The sequence below is a fragment of the Natrialba aegyptia DSM 13077 genome (assembly GCF_000337535.1).
Lineage (GTDB): Archaea > Halobacteriota > Halobacteria > Halobacteriales > Natrialbaceae > Natrialba > Natrialba aegyptia.
The window spans coordinates 153,257-170,315 of record NZ_AOIP01000032.1 but is presented as its reverse complement, the minus strand read 5'-3'; the positions used below and the strand labels follow the sequence as shown (position 1 = coordinate 170,315).

The following is a 17,059-nucleotide window of genomic DNA, read 5'->3' as shown; positions in this document are numbered from 1 at the left end:
CCGCACCCACAACACACCGCTGAATAGGGGCTCAGCGGTCGATTCGAAGCTAAATTGCGACTCCGCGGGCCGTTACGATCGCCGTTCGGCGGTGTTCTCCTCCGACGTTTCCGCGCTCACGACCTCGTAGAGGATCGCCCGTCCGGCGCGGGCCGCGGCGATTTCGTCTTTCTCCTCGTTCCTTTTCGTCTTCTCAGTGTCGCCCTCGTCTTCGGATTCGAATACGGATGCGTCGACGACCCCATCCGCCCCGAGTTCACCGCCCGATTTCGGCCTGAGTACCCGCCCCAGTCGCTGGGTGAACTCGCGCTCGCTGCCGCTGCCCGAGAGGACGACGGCGACGTTGGCGTCCGGCACGTCCACGCCCTCGTCTAACACGTTCGACGTCGCGATCCGGGAGTACGTCCCATCGCGAAAACGGTCCAGGATCTCGCGTCGCTCCGCCGCCCCGGTCTGGTGCGTGATCGTCGGGACGAGAAAGCGCTCGCTCACGTCGTAGGCCAGGTCGTTGTAGGCGGTGAAGATGATGATCCGGTCGTCGCGGTGGTCGTCGAGGATGTCCTGCAGCGCGTCGAGTTTGGCCTCGCTGCCGCGGGCGATCTCGCGGGCGCGCTGGCGGGCGAGCAGCGCCTCCCGTGCGTCGGGATCGTTCCCCGAGCGCTTGACGAGTTCTCGATAGTCCGAGCCGCTTTGCATCCGGATATTCGATCGAGCGAGATAGTCGGCGAAGACCTGCTGTTTTTCGTCGTACGCCGCTCGTTCGGCCGGCGTGAGCGACACCTCGAGTCGCTTGAGGTCGTAGGCGGCCAGGTGGTCGCCCGCCAGTTCGTCGACTGCGACGCGGTGGACGAGCGGGCCGACGATTTCGGCGACGATCTCGTGGGCCTCGTCCGGCCGTTCGAACGTCGCGGTGAGCCCGAGTCGGGCGGGTGCGGCGAGCAGGCGGGCGATTTCGCGGTACCCTTCGCCGCCGAGGTGGTGGACCTCGTCGAAGACGACGAATCCGAACCGGTCGCCGACCGCATCGGCCTTGAGGTACGCCGAGTCGTACGTCGATACCGTGATCGGTTCCAGTCGCTGTTCGCCCCCGCCGAAGCGACCGATCGGACAGTTGAACTCGCGCTCGAGTTCGCGTTCCCACTGTTCGAGCAGGTCGATCGTCGGGACGACGACGAGAGTCGGGACGGCCAGCCGTTCGATAGCTGCGAGTGCGATGACGGTTTTCCCGCTGCCGGTGGGGAGTTCGAGGATGCCGGCGGGGGCGCGAGCGCGGGCGAGCGGGCCGTCGTCGCCCGGGGCTGGCACGTCGGCCCACCGGTCGGTGTCGAGCCAGTCGGTGAGCGCCTCGCGCTGGTACGCGCGGAGTTCGTAGGCCGAGTGCAGGACGGGATCCGAAGCCGAAGCCGAATCTGAGTCCGAGCTCGAACTCGAGGCCGAAAGCGCAGGCAGGTCGAGAACGCGATCATCGATCGCGACGGCAGAGTTCGCTTCGGAGTCGCTTTCGAGCGCAGCGAGCCCGCGACGAAGCGCGGCGTACCGGAACGCTGGCGCGCGCCAGCCGTCCGTTCGAGGATCGCGCTCGAGTTCGCTGTCGGGGACGGTGCGTCGGAGCGACTCGGCGGTCGCGGGATCGAGTTCCGGAAGCCGAACCGTTCCGTCCTCGTAGTGGAGTTCGACGGGCGGCGTGTCCGAGGTCCGCGTCACGGTCGATGGTCGGGGAGAGAGACACATATACTGTTGGATGGGCGACGCCGTCGCGCGGGGACCGGAGTCGACACGCGGGCCAGCAGGGGTGCTTCGACACGCGGGATAATGTGGGTGCGGAGACGAGGTGTGGTATGCCGACGTACCAACACACCTCCGTCGTTCCCGCCGATTTCGCGACCGTGTGGTCGTTTTACGACGCTATCGAGGGATTAGAGGCACTGACACCCGAATGGCTCGGTGGCCGCGTGTCTCGGGTCGTCGGGCCGGACGGAACGGTCGCCCCGGACGAGTTCCGCGTCGGGACGGAAGTCCACCTGACGATTCAGCCGTTCAATTACGGTTTCCTTCCGGAACGCGAGTGGGTCGTTGCGATCACCGACCGCGAGGTGAGCGACGACCGCGCGAGATTCGTCGACGCTCAGGTCGGCGACCGCGGCCCGTTCGAGACCTGGCGACACACTCACCAGTTCGTGGCGCTCGACGGCGACACCGTTCTCCACGATCGGATAACGTACTGCGTGCCGACCGCGGGAGACCTCCCCGTGATGACGCCGTTTCTCGCGGGATTCCTCCGGTATCGCCATCGCCGAACTCGTACGTTGCTCGCCGAATAACGCACTGTCGTTTGCGCGAGTTCAGCGAGGAGTCGACTGGTGATCCCGTGTGATCCTCGGTTCACGTCCGACCCACTACTGAGGGGATTGTCAGCCGCGAGACGGTCTCTTGCCTCCGACAGCGGGCAGTACGACGACGTACGGTGCAGCGGTGGCGACGCAAGCGGCTACCTCAACCCTTTTAGTATCGCTGTTCGTTGACCTGAACATGAGCGAAGACGAGGGCACGAACACGCCAGCCCAGGGTGTCCCGTCCGACGAGGAATCCTCCGAGACGACGGCCGACGCCGACGTTGCGTCCGCTGTCGAGGACTCGGAATCCGACGCCGAATCGCCGGCGGAATCGACCGCGGCGGACGCTTTCGCCGCGTCGGATCGGACGGACGACACGACCGACGCGACCGAATCGGGATCGGAATCGGAATCAGAGCCAACGAACGAGACCGACGCCCCAGCCGATGCAGACGAGACGACCGAGTCGGAAGTGAGCCAGTCAGCGACGACCGCAGACACGTCCGCATCATCCGAATCGACCCAATCGACCCAATCGGTCGAATCGGACGGCTCCACAGACCCACCGTCCGACGTCCAGCAACTCATCGACCGCGTCACCGCCTACGACGACGATCTCGCCCAGACCGTCACCGCCGTCGTCGAACACGCCCGCGACCTCTCGACCACCGTCGACCACCAGCGCGCCGAACTCGAGGATCTCACCGAACGCGTCGAGGCCCAGGCCGAAACGATCGGCGACCTGCAGGACGAACTCGAGGCGCGCGAGGAGACGCTGGCGGAGAACGAAGCGCAACTCGAGGAGTACGAGGCGGAGATCGAGGATCTGAAGGGACGACTCAAGCGCAAACAGGCCGACTTCCAGAACTACAAGAAGCGCGCGAAGAAACGCCAGGACCAGATCAAAGACCGCGCGACCGAGGACCTCGTCGAGCGCCTCATCGGCGTCCGCGACAACCTGAAACGCGCACTCGAGGAGGGCAGCGACGACGTGGACGGCCTTCGAGACGGCGTCGAAATGACGCTGCGCGAGTTCGATCGCATTCTCGAAGACGAGAACGTGACCGAGATCGATCCCGACCCGGGCACCGCGACGGATCCGCAGCGCCACGAAGTGATGATGCAAGTCGACAGCGAACAGCCCGAGGGAACGGTCGCGGACGTCTACACCCCCGGCTACGAGATGGGCGACAAAGTCATCCAGAATGCGCAGGTGACGGTGTCGAACGGTGAACTCGCAGGTGAGAGTGCCGGCAGTGAGGAGAACGACGACAGCGACGGTGCTGGCGACACCGGCGGTGAAGACACGGATGGATCCGGTGAGTCGACTGCAGCCGCTGCAGACACTGCTACAGACACTGCGGCCGACGAATCAGGAGCGGCTGCAACTGCAGAGGCGGGCGCGGACGACGGCGCTGGCAGCGAAGATGCGAGTGTGTCCGAGAGCGAGTAGCTGACAGGAGCGTCAGAAGTACCCCTGCTGTGAGGAACCGAGAACGCGGCGCAGAATCTGTTGGTGACGTGATAGTCGACGATGGACGCGATTCGGGACCAGGGCAAACACGGGACGCTGTGCTGACAGCCCGACACCAAGAGTTATTCGCCCGGCGGTCCTAGTATTCCTGATGGAGACACTGTCATACGGTACCCTGTCTCAAAGCCTGCAATTACAGCTACCGCTGCAGGTGCAACTCGACGATCCACTCCTCATCGCCGGGGCGCTCGTCCTCGCAGTTGTGGTGGTCACCGTCTGGTCGATGGTCGAGATCGTCGACGCGTACAACAGGGCCGCACTCACCGTTTTCGGCGAGTATCGCAAGCTTCTGGAGCCGGGACTCAACATCGTGCCGCCGTTCGTCTCGCGTGTCTACACCTTCGACATGCGAACACAGACGATCGACGTTCCCAGCCAGGAGGCGATCACCCGGGACAACTCACCCGTCACCGCCGACGCCGTCGTCTACATCCGCGTCATGGACGCGACCCGGGCCTTCCTCGAAGTCGACGACTACAAAAACGCCGTCTCGAATCTCGCCCAGACCACCCTGCGCGCCGTGCTCGGCGACATGGAACTCGACGACACGCTGTCCCGCCGCGAACTGATTAACGAGCGCATTCGGCAGGAACTCGACGAACCCACCGACGAGTGGGGTATCCGTGTCGAGTCCGTCGAAGTCCGCGAGGTCAATCCGTCGCCGGACGTCCAACGCGCGATGGAACAACAGACCTCCGCCGAGCGCAAACGCCGCGCCATGATCCTCGAAGCCCAGGGCGAACGCCGCAGCGCCGTCGAGACGGCCGAAGGGGACAAACAGTCGAACATCATCCGCGCACAGGGTGAAAAACAGAGCCAGATCCTCGAAGCGCAGGGTGACGCCATCTCGACCGTCCTGCGCGCTCGCTCGGCCGAATCCATGGGCGAACGCGCCGTCATCGACAAAGGCATGGACACGCTCGCCGATATCGGCCAGGGTGAGTCCACGACGTTCGTCCTCCCGCAGGAACTCTCCTCGATGCTCGGGCGCTACGGCAAGCACCTCTCAGGCAGCGACGTCAGGGAAGACGGCACTGAACTCGAGAGCCTCGGATTCGACGAGGAGACCCGCGAACTGATCGGCCTGGACGATATCAGCGAGATCATCGGCGAAATCGAGGAGACGGAGATGGATATCGAAGCGATGGAACAGGAAGCGCAGGCGATTCAGGAAGGCGAGGATATGGGCGGGGAATCGGGAGATGTCATCGACATTGCGGAGACGCGCCAAGAATCGGTCTCTAACGCGGAGTCTGATACGGAGCAGTAGCGAGCGACTCGAACACGACATTTTTGCCCGCCGCCTGTGAGGTTCGGGTATGCACGTACACGTCGTCGCCGACGATCCAGTTCGTGCGGCGCTCGTCGCTGCACTCGACGATGTCGACGTTACCGTCGAGGACGCCGCCCCGGCGGACCTGGCCGACGCTCGATTCGCCATTGTCAGTGACGTTGCCGGCGCACGGACGTTCGAGCGGGCGAACGAGGCGGCTCGCTCCGGTGACACCCCGTGGATCGCCGTCGAAATCGGTGGTATCGGTGGCCACCCGCTCCCGGAAGTCGATGCTGCCGTCTCCGGGTTTGCCCCCGCAGCCGGCCCGGGCGTCGGCTGTTACGACTGCCTCCGAACGCGCGTCGGCGCGGCGCTCGACCGGGACAGAAACGCCGGCCAGCCACGCACCGACCGTTCGACGGCCCGCTTTGCCGGTGCCCTCGCGGGCAGGGAGTGCGTTCGCGTCTTTTCGGGTGCCGAACAGTCCGTGATCGGCCACGCGATCGAACTTCCGCACGTCCGACGCCGAGTGCTTCCCGTCCCCGGTTGTGCCTGCGCGTCGAGCGAGCGCGACCGGACCCTCTCCCGAGACGACGACTCGCTCGAACTCGACGCGGCCGTCGAACACGCGGAGCAAGCAATCGACGAACGCGTCGGGATCATCGAATCTATCGGCGAGGCCGACTCGTTCCCCGCACCCTATTACCTCGCCACGAGTTCGGAGACGCGCGAGTTCAGCGACGCCAGCGCGCCGACCCAGGCCGCCGGGGTGGCCGACGACTGGAACGCCGCGCTGATGAAAGCCGTCGGCGAGGGACTGGAACGGTACTGCGCCGGCGTCTACCGGGACGACGAGTTCGTCCACGCGAGCGAGGACGACCTCGACACCACCGTGTCGCCGACCGAACTCGTGCGGCCGGCCGACGCGCCCGAATACGATGCGACGGCATCCCGTCGCTGGGTCCCCGGCGAGAACCTCGCGACCGGCGACTCGGTTCACCTACCCGCAGCGGCGGTGCAGTTCCCCCCGCCCGGCGACGAACTCGTGCCCGCGATTACGACCGGGCTCGGGCTCGGGTCCTCGACGACCGATGCACTGCTGTCGGGGTTGACGGAGGTTATCGAACGTGACGCGACGATGCTCGCGTGGTATTCGACGTTCGAACCGCTCGGGTTGTCCGTCGAGGACCCGACGTTCGATGTCCTCTCGCGGCGCGCACGAAGCGAGGGGCTCACCGTGACGCCGCTGCTCGTCACGCAGGATATCGATGTCCCGGTCGTCTCGGTCGCCGTCCACCGAGAGCCGGCGGCTGTCGGCACGATAACCCGCGGTGATGACGGTGGCGACAGCGGCGGTAACGACGCATGGCCGGCGTTCGCCGTCGGCTCCGCGGCCGCCCTCGACGCGACGGCTGCCGCTGTCTCGGCGCTCGAAGAGGCACTTCAGAACTGGATGGAACTGCGAAGTCTCGGCCCCGAGGAAGCGAGCGAGGCGTCCGGTGCGATTGGCGAGTACGGCACGTTCCCCGAGGCGGTCCGCTCGTTCGTCGATGTCGAGCAAACGGTGCCGGCCGCCGGCGTTGGTCCCGATCCCGGGGTGCTTTCGAGCGGAAACCGTGAGGAGAGCAAGGGCGAGGGTGAAGGCGAAGGGAACCTCGCTGAACTCGAGGCAGTCATCGAGCGAGTGTGCGACGCCGACCTGACTCCCTACGCCGCCCGCCTGACGACGCGGGACGTCGAAGCTGCCGGCTTCGAGGTCGTTAGAGTCGTCGTTCCCGGCGCACAGCCGCTGTTTACCGGCGAGCCGTTTTTCGGCGAGCGAGCGCAGCACGTGCCGGCGACACTCGGATTCGACGCTCGACTCGACCGGGAATTTCACCCGTATCCCTGAGCAGCGGCGTCACTCGTCCGTTTCGTTGGTCGTTTCGTTCGGTGTCTCGTTGGTAGCTGTCTCGTTTGTCGTGTTATTGCTATTCGGAACACCCGTCTCAGTCTCGTCATAACGGGCCTCTATCTCCAGATCGTCGTCGGTGATCGTGACCAAAACCAGCTCAGTTTCGCCCGAAATAGAGACCTCTCGAACCGTCTCCTGGCCATCCTCCTCGCCGTGTTTTACGATTTGAAGGCTCTGGTTGACGGCGCTTAGGTGCTCCGGCTGGACGTTTTCGCCCGGCGTGACGGCGAAACTATGATCGTAGGTCTGTCGGTTTGTTTTCCGTTCGTATGCCTGAATCTGGATGTTATAAGAGCGACTCGCCTCGCTGTGGATCTCCATCGGGATCACGCCCTGCACGCTCCCCATGAAATGCTCCTGGACGCCCTCGATACAGCCCGAAAGTCCAACGAGGGCACCCACACCAGCAGACTGGATGACCGTACGGCGGTTCACAATTCTTCATCTGGAGCCGATACCTGTAGGCGTTACTCTTCGTCGTCGGGTATACAACAGCACGTCTCTCGAAAACTTGCCACTGGGATTTATGTTGATCTCCGTGAACACCCGCGTATGGAACGCGTCACGATCGACGAGGTCGAAAACCAGCCGAATCCGATGGCCGTCCACTCCGTCCGGCGACCGATCTCACAGGCGCTCGGTCTGTCGGACTTCGCGATGAACTACTTCGAACTCGAGCCCGGCGAGTCCTTCTCGGGCGGCTTTCACACCCACCACGATCAGGAGGAAGTCTTCTACATCCAGTCGGGGACGGCGGCGTTCGACACGGAAAACGGGACCGCCACCGTCGATGCGGGCGAGGTGATCCGATTCGCCCCCGGCGACTTCCAGCAGGGGTACAACCCCGAAGACGCTGACGAACCCGTCGTCGGCTTCGCGTTCGGTGCCCCGGGCTCACAACACGACTGGGACCAGATCGAATCGCTCGTCTACTGCCAGGAGTGCGAAACCGAACGGGGCCACGGCCTCGAACTCACCGATGACGGCCAGTTTCGACTCACCTGCACCGAGTGTGGGAACTCGTTCGTCCTCAGTTAGCGACTAGCTATCGTCCGGCGAGTAGTTCGGTGCTTCGTCCGTAATCACCACGTCGTGGGCGTGGCTCTCCGCCTGCCCTGCCGAAGAGACGCGGACGAACTCTGATCGCTCCTTGAACGCCGGGATCGTCTCTGCACCGACGTAACCCATGCCGGACTGCATTCCGCCTGCGAGCTGGTGGAGTTCGGACTGGAGCGAGCCCTTATACGGTGTCGCCGCCTCGACGCCTTCGGGAACGTACTCGTCGTCTTCGTCGGGTTCTTCCTTGAGGTAGCGGTCGCTGTCGCCGGATTTCATCGCACCGACGCTACCCATGCCGCGATACTGTTTGTACTTCTTGCCGTTCATCGTGACGACGCGACCGGGTGCCTCGTCGGTCCCGGCGAAATACGAGCCGAGCATGACGGCGTCGGCACCGGCTGCGACCGCTTTGATCGCGTCGCCGGAATAGCGAATGCCACCATCCGCAATGACGGGAACGTCGTGTTCGTTGGCAACGTCGGCTACCTGGGCGACGGCCGTGATCTGTGGCATCCCGGAGCCGGAGACGACGCGAGTCGTACAGATCGATCCGGGGCCGATGCCGACCTTGATTCCGTCCGCAAAGTCGACGAGTTCAGCGGCGGCCTCTCGGGTCCCGACGTTGCCGACGACGACATCGGCGTCGACGCGCTCTTTGATCTCGCGAGCGCCGTCGATGACGTTCATGTTGTGCGCGTGTGCGGTGTCGATAAAGAGCACGTCCGCGCCGGCCTCGTCCGCGGCCTCGGCGCGGTCCCGTTCGAACGGGCTGACGGCGACGCCACAGCGGAGGCGGCCGTCCTCGTCGCGGACGGCTTCCTTGTACTCGCGGCGCTGGAGAATGCCCTGCATCGTGACGAGTCCGACCAGCAGGTTCTCGTCGTCGACGACGGGGACGCGCTCGATCTTGTGTTCGTACATCAGGTCGAACGCCTCGCGGGCGTCGATGTCTTCGGGGGCCGTGATGACCTCGTCGGTCATCGCCTCCGTGACGGGGTCGTCCTCGTTGACCTCGAGGTGCGGCCGGATGTCGGTACTCGAGATGATCCCAAGGACTTCGCCGTTGGTGTTGACGACCGGTGCGCCGCCGACGCCCTCTCGGGCCATCAGGTCGTCAACCTCGCGGACCGACATTTCCGGGTCGGCAGTGACGACCGAGTCGAAGGGAATAACGAGTTCGTCGGCGCGCTTGACGCGTTCGATCTCGTCGACCATCTCGTCGACGTTCATGTTTCGATGAAGGACGCCGAGGCCGCCGTGGCGAGCCATCGCGATGGCCATGTCGCTCTCGGTGACGGTGTCCATCGCCGCCGACAGGATCGGAACGGAGACCTCGACGGTTTTCGAGACGTTCGACGTGAGATCCGCGTCGTCCGGTTCGACACGGCTCTCCTTCGGTCGAAGGAGGACGTCGTCGAACGTAAGCGCTTCTGGTACCTGGAGTTTCGAAGAATACGGCTCGTGCTCTGGAACGTCGTTCGCCATGTAAACTGTCCGAACGCCCGGGCAAAAAGCGTTGCGAGATGGGAACCGGAGTGAGAATCGCTGACGGGATAGCTGAACTCGTCCCGTCCACCGATACGCCGGTCAGGTTGAGAGTTGGAACCGATCGATCAGATTAGTGCACCTTCGTCAGGATATGGCCGTCGACGGCAAAAGTATGCCGAGTTGTGTAACCGTATCTCACGCAACGTTTATTGACGGGCCGGTATTCCACTCGTGTATGAACGCTGTGAGTTCCAGCGAGACCCGAACCGTTGGCCGGACGACCGCCGTCTCCGCCGCGAAAAATATGTTCGGGAAATTTACAATTTCACTCAAACTCACAGCACGAGGCATTCGCCGGGCGCAGTGGCCGAATCGGTCCGCCCTGGCAAACTGGTGTGATGGAGTCCAGTCCGTGCGGAGCCGGTTATCACATCACCCACTGGCCTCGGGTCATGGCCATCGTCCCTGAACGATGAGTACGTCCCAGCACCCGGTTGCCCTTCGTCTCGAGCGATTAGTAGGGGGTGACGCTCGACTGTTAGCGCTGGTGATGATGCTCCCGCTGGTCGATGGCGTCTTCCCGGCGCTTATCCTCGCCGGTGCAATCGATAGTCCTTCGAGTGCCATCCAGACCGGCCTGCTGATCTTCGGTGGCAGTGCCACCGTCGCCGTCATGCTCGCCGAGATGACCGGCACCCCGCGCGAGCAGGTCGCGATCGTCTTGCTCGTCGGTATTCCGCTAATACTGCTTGCCGCCGTCCAGGCTGCGCTCGCTCCCGCAATCGGAAGTCTGCTTCACGAGGCGATTATCGAGCGGTTCGCCGCCGTCGTCATCCTCGCAATCGCAGCGAAGACGGCAAGCGCAACGATCGGCGAATACCTGCCAAGCCCTGGCGTTATTATCGGTCTAGGGATGGTCGCGAGTATCGACCCAAGCGGTGTCACGCTTGCACTCATGAACGATCCGGCACTCGTGGCCAACGCCACGTTGGCAGCCGTGACCGGGGTTGCATTTGCACTCGCCATCGCAATCAGCGGCCCCTATCTGCGCGAGTACATGGACATCGATCGCTTCCGCTTCGGCAGCGCCGTTGCACTCGGGCTGTTGCCACTGTCCCTGGTCGGGATGGGCTTCGGACAGGCCCCACTGGCTGCCCTCGTCGTTGCGGCCGTCTTCGCGATCGATATTCCGTTCGATAGCGACGAGACTGCCTCGGCGAGTTCGACGATCACGAACCAGCGCGGATCGGATGACGAGACTCCGTCCGTTCCCTCGGCGACGGCTGCGTCAGAATCGCTGCCGGTGAACGCAACGGAATCAGGCGGATCATCGGCGGCGCGAACGGCTGCCTCGTTCGTTCCCGCTGTCGGCACCGGTCCACTCTCTGATGGCGGGGATACTACCAGCCGCGAGGGAGATCGCAAGCACCACGGTGTCTCTGAGACGGACGGCGGTGTTGAACACGAGGAGGAACAAGCGGATGCAGCGTCGGACGCGGACGATGGCCCCTATCCGAGCGACGATACGACCGAAACCGAGGGCCGCGCCCCGTGGCTGTAGTCCGAATCGAAACCACTTTAGGCACTATCCCCCAACGGGATATCGAGGGGTCGTGGCCAAGCCAGGGATGGCGACTGACTCCAGAGGCACCGCGCCCGGGACGACACTCCAGACTGATATACTGATCGGGCACCTGATCAGTGTCCGTGTGATGACCCTCTGGAGTTCCGAGGCGCACCGGAGATATCAGTCGATCGGGGGTTCAAATCCCTCCGACCCCATTACCGCAACGACTTATCCTTAACCCGCATACGTGAGGGTGTTACTTATAAAGAACACCCCAGACTCTCTCTGAGTTTTCAGTCGTAGCAGTTACGATGTTCAGCTCTGTAAGGCGGTTCTCTTGTATGATGGTCGGTGAAAGTGAAACTTCTATCGTTTCAACTACCCCACTCAATGGAGTCTAACGTTTGCTATAAAGACTCTTTTTCCAGCTCAGGCTCGTCATCAGATACACTCTCTGATGAGGAACTGTTCTCAGTACTAATCTGATCTCTGATGTGATCCAGATCTTCCTTCATTTCTTCAGACATATTCCCCTCATCGAAATCCTTGAGTCCTTCATATTTTGCTTTAGTTTCTGAGAACCGGAGGATCGTTGATACTAAGGCGCTTATGGATGCCAAAAGATGAATGAATAAGAAAAAGAAGATAAAGAAAACCCATTTCTCAAAAGAAACTGACTGGAGGAACACACCATAGAACGATGTAATAATAGCAAGTGTGACTGTATATTCAAATATAGCTAATAATTTCTCAAAAGTATCGTTCTTCCTTAGGAATGACAGAAATTTCTTGTCAGAAAAGGAGACAAGAATAGCAAGTCCAGTAAGTGTGACTGCAATAAGTGATTGCGAGACACCTGTGGCTGAACTAACAAAATTTCGCATTCCTGGGTTGGAAAATAGATCAGAGATCAGAAAATAGCTCCCAATAGTGATGACTAATGGTAGTATGAGATATTTTGATAGAAGGATCTCTTTGATCCCGTATTTTTTAAGTCGTTTCCAAGATCGAGAGGTAACCATTAGTCAAGATATGCTATAGCGTTTTGCAATAATTCTTGAGAGTAGTTTCTGAGCGCACCAAGTCCATCGATCTCCTCATCAATCTGTGTTGTCGCTGGCTCAGACTCAGACGATACTACCTTAAGCACCTCATCGTCGCCATATTTCACTCTCCACGATTCCCCGTACTCAGACATAGACATGCTCGTTACTTGTTGAATAAAGTCTTCATGAACGTTGATACCGTCTCCATTGAACTGCTCCGCAGTAATACCGAGTCTTTCTACCATCATTTCCTGCATGGATTCATCCAACTCTTCAAAAGCAGGGTCAGGTCCAGGATTAGTGGGTCTGAGTTCAGCATCAATTTCATAAATTGGATACTCTTCAAGAACGTGTTGTAGGTCTGCATCATTCTCAAGCAATCTGAGCCTTAGTTCGGATGCTTCTCCTATGATGTTCTTGTAGCCGTCTTGGATATTGGTTATGAAGTTACTATTCCTAACCCTATAGGTGGAACTGAATATGATGATTCGTCTCTCAAAGTCAAGAATGAACATCGAATAATCAGCATCAGTAGTTTCTTCATCTAACTCGACAAAATCACCTTCTTCTTCATCATAGCGGGTTGGCTCGTCAGAGTAGGTTTTCCCAAACTTCCCATATATCAGCCCATTATGCTCGTCAATACGTCCGAAATACCAGTTGCCACTCTCAGAGGTAACAACAGGACCATCATGATGCAGGTACTGCTCTAACACATCACGTTTCCTCTCTTCATGTGATCGAGCTACATCGTATTGCCCTTGAACTGGAAGCGTTCCTGAAATGCCGAATTTAGCAAAATAGAATTTTGTATCAGACATTTATAGGTATAATACTACTGTTATTATATAAGGCTATTGGCCAAATGAGTACATATAAAACAGAATGAATGATTGGTTAGAGGCTGTCTAAGTATTGTCGTCTTGTCTCTGCCTGTTCATGCTCTGTTCTTGAGTCATAGTGTTCATCCAAAATATCTACTGTCACATTAGCCCGTTCGCTCAGTTTTTCTTTTGGCCACTCTTGATTCATACTGTCGGCTGAATATTTTTTAGGCTGGAGTGTAACTCTATGGTCTGGCTACACTTGACGCCGCCACCCTCGACGACCTCCGCGACGCTCTCGCGGAGGTCGAGGACAAGAAGCCGACACAGCGGCTGATGGCGNTGGCTACACTTGACGCCGCCACCCTCGACGACCTCCGCGACGCTCTCGCGGAGGTCGAGGACAAGAAGCCGACACAGCGGCTGATGGCGGTGATCAACTACCTCGAAGAAGACGACGCGACGATGGCAGAGGTAGCTGAACGGTACGGATACACCGGTCCATGGCTGTCTCGTTGGGTTGGCCGGCTCGACCGGCTCGCTGATGAGCCGGTCGAGCAAGTCGTCTACGACGATCCGCGTGAAGGCAGACCAGCCGAACTCTCTGATGAACAGCACGACCAGTTCGTTGAGGTACTTCACGACTCACCCGAAGAAGTTGGACTAGACGCGCCCGCGTGGTCTGTTCCACTAGCTCGTCACTATCTCTCCGAGGAATTTGACGTTGAGTACTGTGAGCGCCACGTCCGACGATTGATGTCTGAGGCCGGGCTGTCCTGGAAGACAGCCCGGCCGGAGTTCTACAAATCCGACGAGAGAGCCCAAGAAGCCTGGCAAGAAGGCTTCAAAAAAAGCGCAACGACCTGGACGACGAATACACGATCCTGACGATCGATCAGACGCGACAGGTTCTCTCGACGCTAATCTATGCGTGGTTTCCGGAAGGAGAGCGCCCGTCACTCCCGGTGACGGGCGCGTGGGATAGCATCAAGTTGCTCGGTGCAGTCAGCGACGGCGGTGAGACCTTCTTTCTGACGTGTGCAGAGAACTTCAACAGCAACACAACGATTCGGTTACTCGACGCACTCCAAACAGAGTTCGGCGAGAAAATCTGCGTCGTCTTGGACAACGCCTCGTATTTCACGGCGAACGCAGTGCAGGAATTCGTTGAAGGCACACCGATCGAGCTGTGTTACCTTCCGCGGGGTTCACCGGAGCTGAACCCCGCGGAAGAGTGCTGGAGACAACTCGATCAAGAACTTGGGAACCGTCTGTTCGAGACGCTTGACGATCTTCGTGATGCTGCTCTCTGTGCACTCAACCGAATCAAAGTTCCAGATGTCTTTACGTATTTATGTCCGTGAGTATNGACGCTTGACGATCTTCGTGATGCTGCTCTCTGTGCACTCAACCGAATCAAAGTTCCAGATGTCTTTACGTATTTATGTCCGTGAGTATCAGATGGTACGTGATAGCTGCTCGTCGTAGAGGGTGAGGACTCATTGAGGAAGGGCATTTCGACGAATCTTTCTTTCTCACAGCAGCGTCACACGCCTCAATGGTTCGATTGTGTGGACAACCGCCGTGGACTTTGCACGGTCGGGTAATCCCATACATATTCTTCCGTAATGCTGTATGCGAGACTCGCTGATTTCGAGTGGTGAACAGCGGTTCCCGGCCACTTTCCTCGACGATATTATGCCGATGACCTTTGATGTAGTCATCAAGGACTTCCCGCATTGAGTCGTCAATGTTGATCTTCCGCTGCGCCTCAATGCCGTTTTTCAGTGGAGTACCAGTCTCCGGTCGATGGCGGATCTTAATCTGCTTCTGGGTAGAGAGGTAGTCCTCGAGATCGATAGCAACGACTGTTCCCATGCGGAGGCAGGCGTGCCACATGAGCTGGAAGATCGCGTGCCGTCGTTGCGCGTACTCGAATTTGTAGAAATAGTCCAGAATATCTTCTACTCGATCCTGCGACAACGTATCGTCACTGACTCGATCGTCTTCATCGAGCTTCGGGAGTTGGACTAGTTCGGCAGTCCCACGCTTGAGAAGTTCTGCTTGCTCACACCAGCGAAGGAATACCCGGAGGGTCGAGAGATTGTTTTTCAGCGTGACCTCCTTGATTCCCTGTCCTCGCCGTCGGAGCTTGTACTGTTTCAGATGGTAGCCGTGGATCTCTCCGACCTCCTCAATGCCTTGGTTCTCGCAGAACCGTAGTAGCTCCTTGAGTGCGTATTTGTAGTTTCGATGGCTAGCTTTGCTGACTTCTCCCTCACGTTCCGCGAGGAAGTCCTCTACTGCTTGCTTCGGAGTTACGGTCGGTGTCATTGGTATCGCTCTGAACCGCCGAACGTGAGCTGACCACCGGATCAACACCCAGGTGATGGCCCTCGGGGAGAGTTCCCTCGCGCACCCCTCGGGTATCAGAGTCGGTTCACCGACGAGAGTGCCATATTCGGGACGTATGGCGCTTCTCTCGTCGGATTGGGGTTCAAATCCCTCCGACCCCATATCCTCACTGCGAACAACATCGTGAGCGATGAGTATTGGACACGGGAGGGGGATTTGAATCAGAGAGAAACTTTGCTGCGACCGTGGTTCAAACCCCTCTGATACAATTCGGAATAAAAGCCCTGGAGAAGCTTCTCTCGCGTTCTCTACGGAGATCCCTGCTGATCAAAGTGGATCGCATGTCGAGGGACAACCCGAGGTGCTATGAACTCGTGTTCAGCTCGCTATCTAGTTCGATAAACGACGTAGAGCCACACTGACACCCCATTTTCCGACCAATGGGGATGATCGAACCGTCGGGGTACCGCTTAGATGTATAGACGGTCTCGCACTCACTACACTGTGCAAGAATTCGCTCTTTCTCTGTTTGGTTGCCCATACAAATAGCACGGTATCACCACACATATAGAGCTGGCAGGCTCATTACAGGTGTGCATACGAGATATTATTATAAATAGAAAATAATACTGCAAATAGCAATATTATCTCTACTTTCACCCGGTATAGTAAATCATCCGCCTAGCTGACACTACGGAACGCTTTACTCGGGAAATCTGTCCCTGCTTACGAACGTTGAGAATAGGGCCACTGTTGACCTGTGAACTATCCACGGGTGGCGCACTGGCTGCAACTAGTGACCGTCGTTCGGTGCCTGCACAGCGGTCAGTAGCTGACCGATCATCACTACGTGACTATATATTCCGGTCATCCGTAGCGCTAGGCACCGAAATCGAGTTGACGGTCATGCACCACTCCACAATCCAAAGAAAATCTCACAGTCGTCATGGACACACCGGGCACGATGGTACCGAACATGTGGTGACTAGGATGGACAAATAACGATGGCAGCAACATCAAACCGAAAGCTAGCGACTATCTCTTGTCCGCACTGCGAGCAGGAAACGATGGTCTCGGTCCCGGACGAGGATGTAGAACTCGAAGTCAGACGGTACGTGGCCCTCTACGGGGACTATACGACTGCCGTGTGTCCGGCCGATCACAAATTCTGGGTATACTTCTGCTAGAACAATCAGAGATGGATCGCCGCTCTGCAGTACGCTGTTTTTAGAGCAATCCCACAACTGGAGTCGCGCTCATTCGCCGGCAGACGACCGCCAAGACGAGTTCAGTTGTCTACCCCGCGTCACCGAAGTGCAGCGCGAAAGACGGAATTGGATACAATCCGCCGGATCACCAACTCTCACGGGTGTCTGCATCAGAGCAGGAGTCCGAAAGAATGCGGAGTTTGGAGTCACTACAACACCCATCCGGCCGGCCCACGGGGTGCAGATCTCCGTTTGCGCGTTCGACAGCAGCGTAGGCGGACCCACACGCTTCACAGACTGCTGCTACTTTCCGGGACTCGTCGTCTTCGTCCATGACACTCAGTGCTGGTAGACAGCCAGCAGATATAGCGTTCTCGTGTGACAGCGTTCCGATCTGACACGGGCGGACCCCCGAGTG

The 17,059-nt window shown here is 59.3% G+C and carries 14 protein-coding genes and 1 tRNA gene; 9 read left to right on the top strand and 6 right to left on the bottom strand.

Features of this window, described 5'->3' with window-relative positions; translation table 11 throughout:
* Window positions 1-72: 72 nt before the first annotated feature.
* Window positions 73-1,731, bottom strand: a complete 1,659-nt coding sequence (locus C480_RS14840) for a DEAD/DEAH box helicase family protein (RefSeq protein WP_049903747.1) — start codon at window positions 1,729-1,731, stop codon at window positions 73-75.
* A 107-nt stretch (window positions 1,732-1,838) separates the two neighbouring features.
* Here C480_RS14840 and C480_RS14835 point away from each other — a divergent pair, with 107 nt between their 5' ends.
* The 4 genes from C480_RS14835 to C480_RS14820 all read left to right on the top strand — a co-directional run bounded on the left by C480_RS14835 (window position 1,839) and on the right by C480_RS14820 (window position 7,031).
* A complete protein-coding gene (locus C480_RS14835; RefSeq protein WP_006666435.1) occupies window positions 1,839-2,321 on the top strand; it encodes an SRPBCC family protein in 483 nt (160 codons plus the stop codon).
* A gap of 208 nt (window positions 2,322-2,529) precedes the next feature.
* Window positions 2,530-3,786: a nucleotide exchange factor GrpE gene (gene grpE, locus C480_RS14830; protein ID WP_006666434.1), complete on the top strand. Its 1,257-nt coding sequence runs from the start codon at window positions 2,530-2,532 to the stop codon at window positions 3,784-3,786.
* Between the two features lie 172 nt (window positions 3,787-3,958).
* Window positions 3,959-5,137 (top strand): SPFH domain-containing protein, encoded by a 1,179-nt coding sequence (locus tag C480_RS14825; RefSeq protein WP_049903745.1) that lies wholly within the window; start codon window positions 3,959-3,961, stop codon window positions 5,135-5,137.
* Between the two features lie 49 nt (window positions 5,138-5,186).
* Window positions 5,187-7,031 carry a YcaO-like family protein gene (locus C480_RS14820; RefSeq protein ID WP_006666432.1) on the top strand — a complete coding sequence of 615 codons (1,845 nt, stop codon included), beginning with the start codon at window positions 5,187-5,189 and terminating at the stop codon, window positions 7,029-7,031.
* Between the two features lie 9 nt (window positions 7,032-7,040).
* Here C480_RS14820 and C480_RS14815 read toward each other — a convergent pair whose 3' ends face one another.
* Window positions 7,041-7,529 carry a fibrinogen-binding protein gene (locus tag C480_RS14815; RefSeq protein WP_241433835.1) on the bottom strand — a complete coding sequence of 163 codons (489 nt, stop codon included), beginning with the start codon at window positions 7,527-7,529 and terminating at the stop codon, window positions 7,041-7,043.
* 117 nt (window positions 7,530-7,646) lie between these two features.
* Between C480_RS14815 and C480_RS14810 the strand changes: the two genes are divergently transcribed.
* A complete protein-coding gene (locus tag C480_RS14810) occupies window positions 7,647-8,132 on the top strand; it encodes a cupin domain-containing protein (RefSeq protein WP_006666430.1) in 486 nt (161 codons plus the stop codon).
* 3 nt (window positions 8,133-8,135) lie between these two features.
* On the opposite strand, the gene guaB is transcribed toward C480_RS14810, so the two are convergent.
* A complete protein-coding gene (guaB, locus tag C480_RS14805; protein ID WP_006666429.1) occupies window positions 8,136-9,638 on the bottom strand; it encodes an IMP dehydrogenase in 1,503 nt (500 codons plus the stop codon).
* A 475-nt stretch (window positions 9,639-10,113) separates the two neighbouring features.
* Here guaB and C480_RS14800 point away from each other — a divergent pair, with 475 nt between their 5' ends.
* Both C480_RS14800 and C480_RS23085 read left to right on the top strand, forming a co-directional pair.
* Entirely contained in the window at window positions 10,114-11,202 is a 1,089-nt protein-coding gene (locus tag C480_RS14800) for a DUF5794 domain-containing protein (RefSeq protein ID WP_162832070.1), read from the top strand.
* A 46-nt stretch (window positions 11,203-11,248) separates the two neighbouring features.
* A tRNA-Trp gene (locus C480_RS23085) sits at window positions 11,249-11,423 on the top strand.
* A gap of 192 nt (window positions 11,424-11,615) precedes the next feature.
* Here C480_RS23085 and C480_RS23080 read toward each other — a convergent pair.
* Window positions 11,616-12,230 (bottom strand): hypothetical protein, encoded by a 615-nt coding sequence (locus C480_RS23080; RefSeq protein WP_006666427.1) that lies wholly within the window; start codon window positions 12,228-12,230, stop codon window positions 11,616-11,618.
* The gene (locus tag C480_RS14790; RefSeq protein ID WP_152424063.1) at window positions 12,230-13,075 is read right to left on the bottom strand and encodes a hypothetical protein; all 846 of its coding nucleotides are present in this window, start codon (window positions 13,073-13,075) and stop codon (window positions 12,230-12,232) included. The genes C480_RS23080 and C480_RS14790 overlap by 1 nt, the downstream gene beginning before the upstream one ends.
* 339 nt (window positions 13,076-13,414) lie before the next feature.
* Here C480_RS14790 and C480_RS22280 point away from each other — a divergent pair.
* Window positions 13,415-14,442, top strand: a protein-coding gene (locus tag C480_RS22280) for an IS630 family transposase (RefSeq protein WP_394296353.1) whose coding sequence is annotated in 2 segments (ribosomal slippage) — window positions 13,415-13,924 and window positions 13,927-14,442 — 1,026 coding nt in all. Because the reading frame shifts where the segments join, the coding sequence is not laid out codon by codon here.
* A gap of 70 nt (window positions 14,443-14,512) precedes the next feature.
* Here the strand turns inward: C480_RS22280 and C480_RS14775 are convergent.
* A complete protein-coding gene (locus C480_RS14775) occupies window positions 14,513-15,595 on the bottom strand; it encodes a tyrosine-type recombinase/integrase (RefSeq protein ID WP_006666423.1) in 1,083 nt (360 codons plus the stop codon).
* 842 nt (window positions 15,596-16,437) lie between these two features.
* Here C480_RS14775 and C480_RS24920 point away from each other — a divergent pair.
* Window positions 16,438-16,620, top strand: coding sequence for a hypothetical protein (locus C480_RS24920; RefSeq protein WP_152424062.1), 183 nt, complete (start codon window positions 16,438-16,440; stop codon window positions 16,618-16,620).
* The last annotated feature ends 439 nt before the right edge of the window (window positions 16,621-17,059 follow it).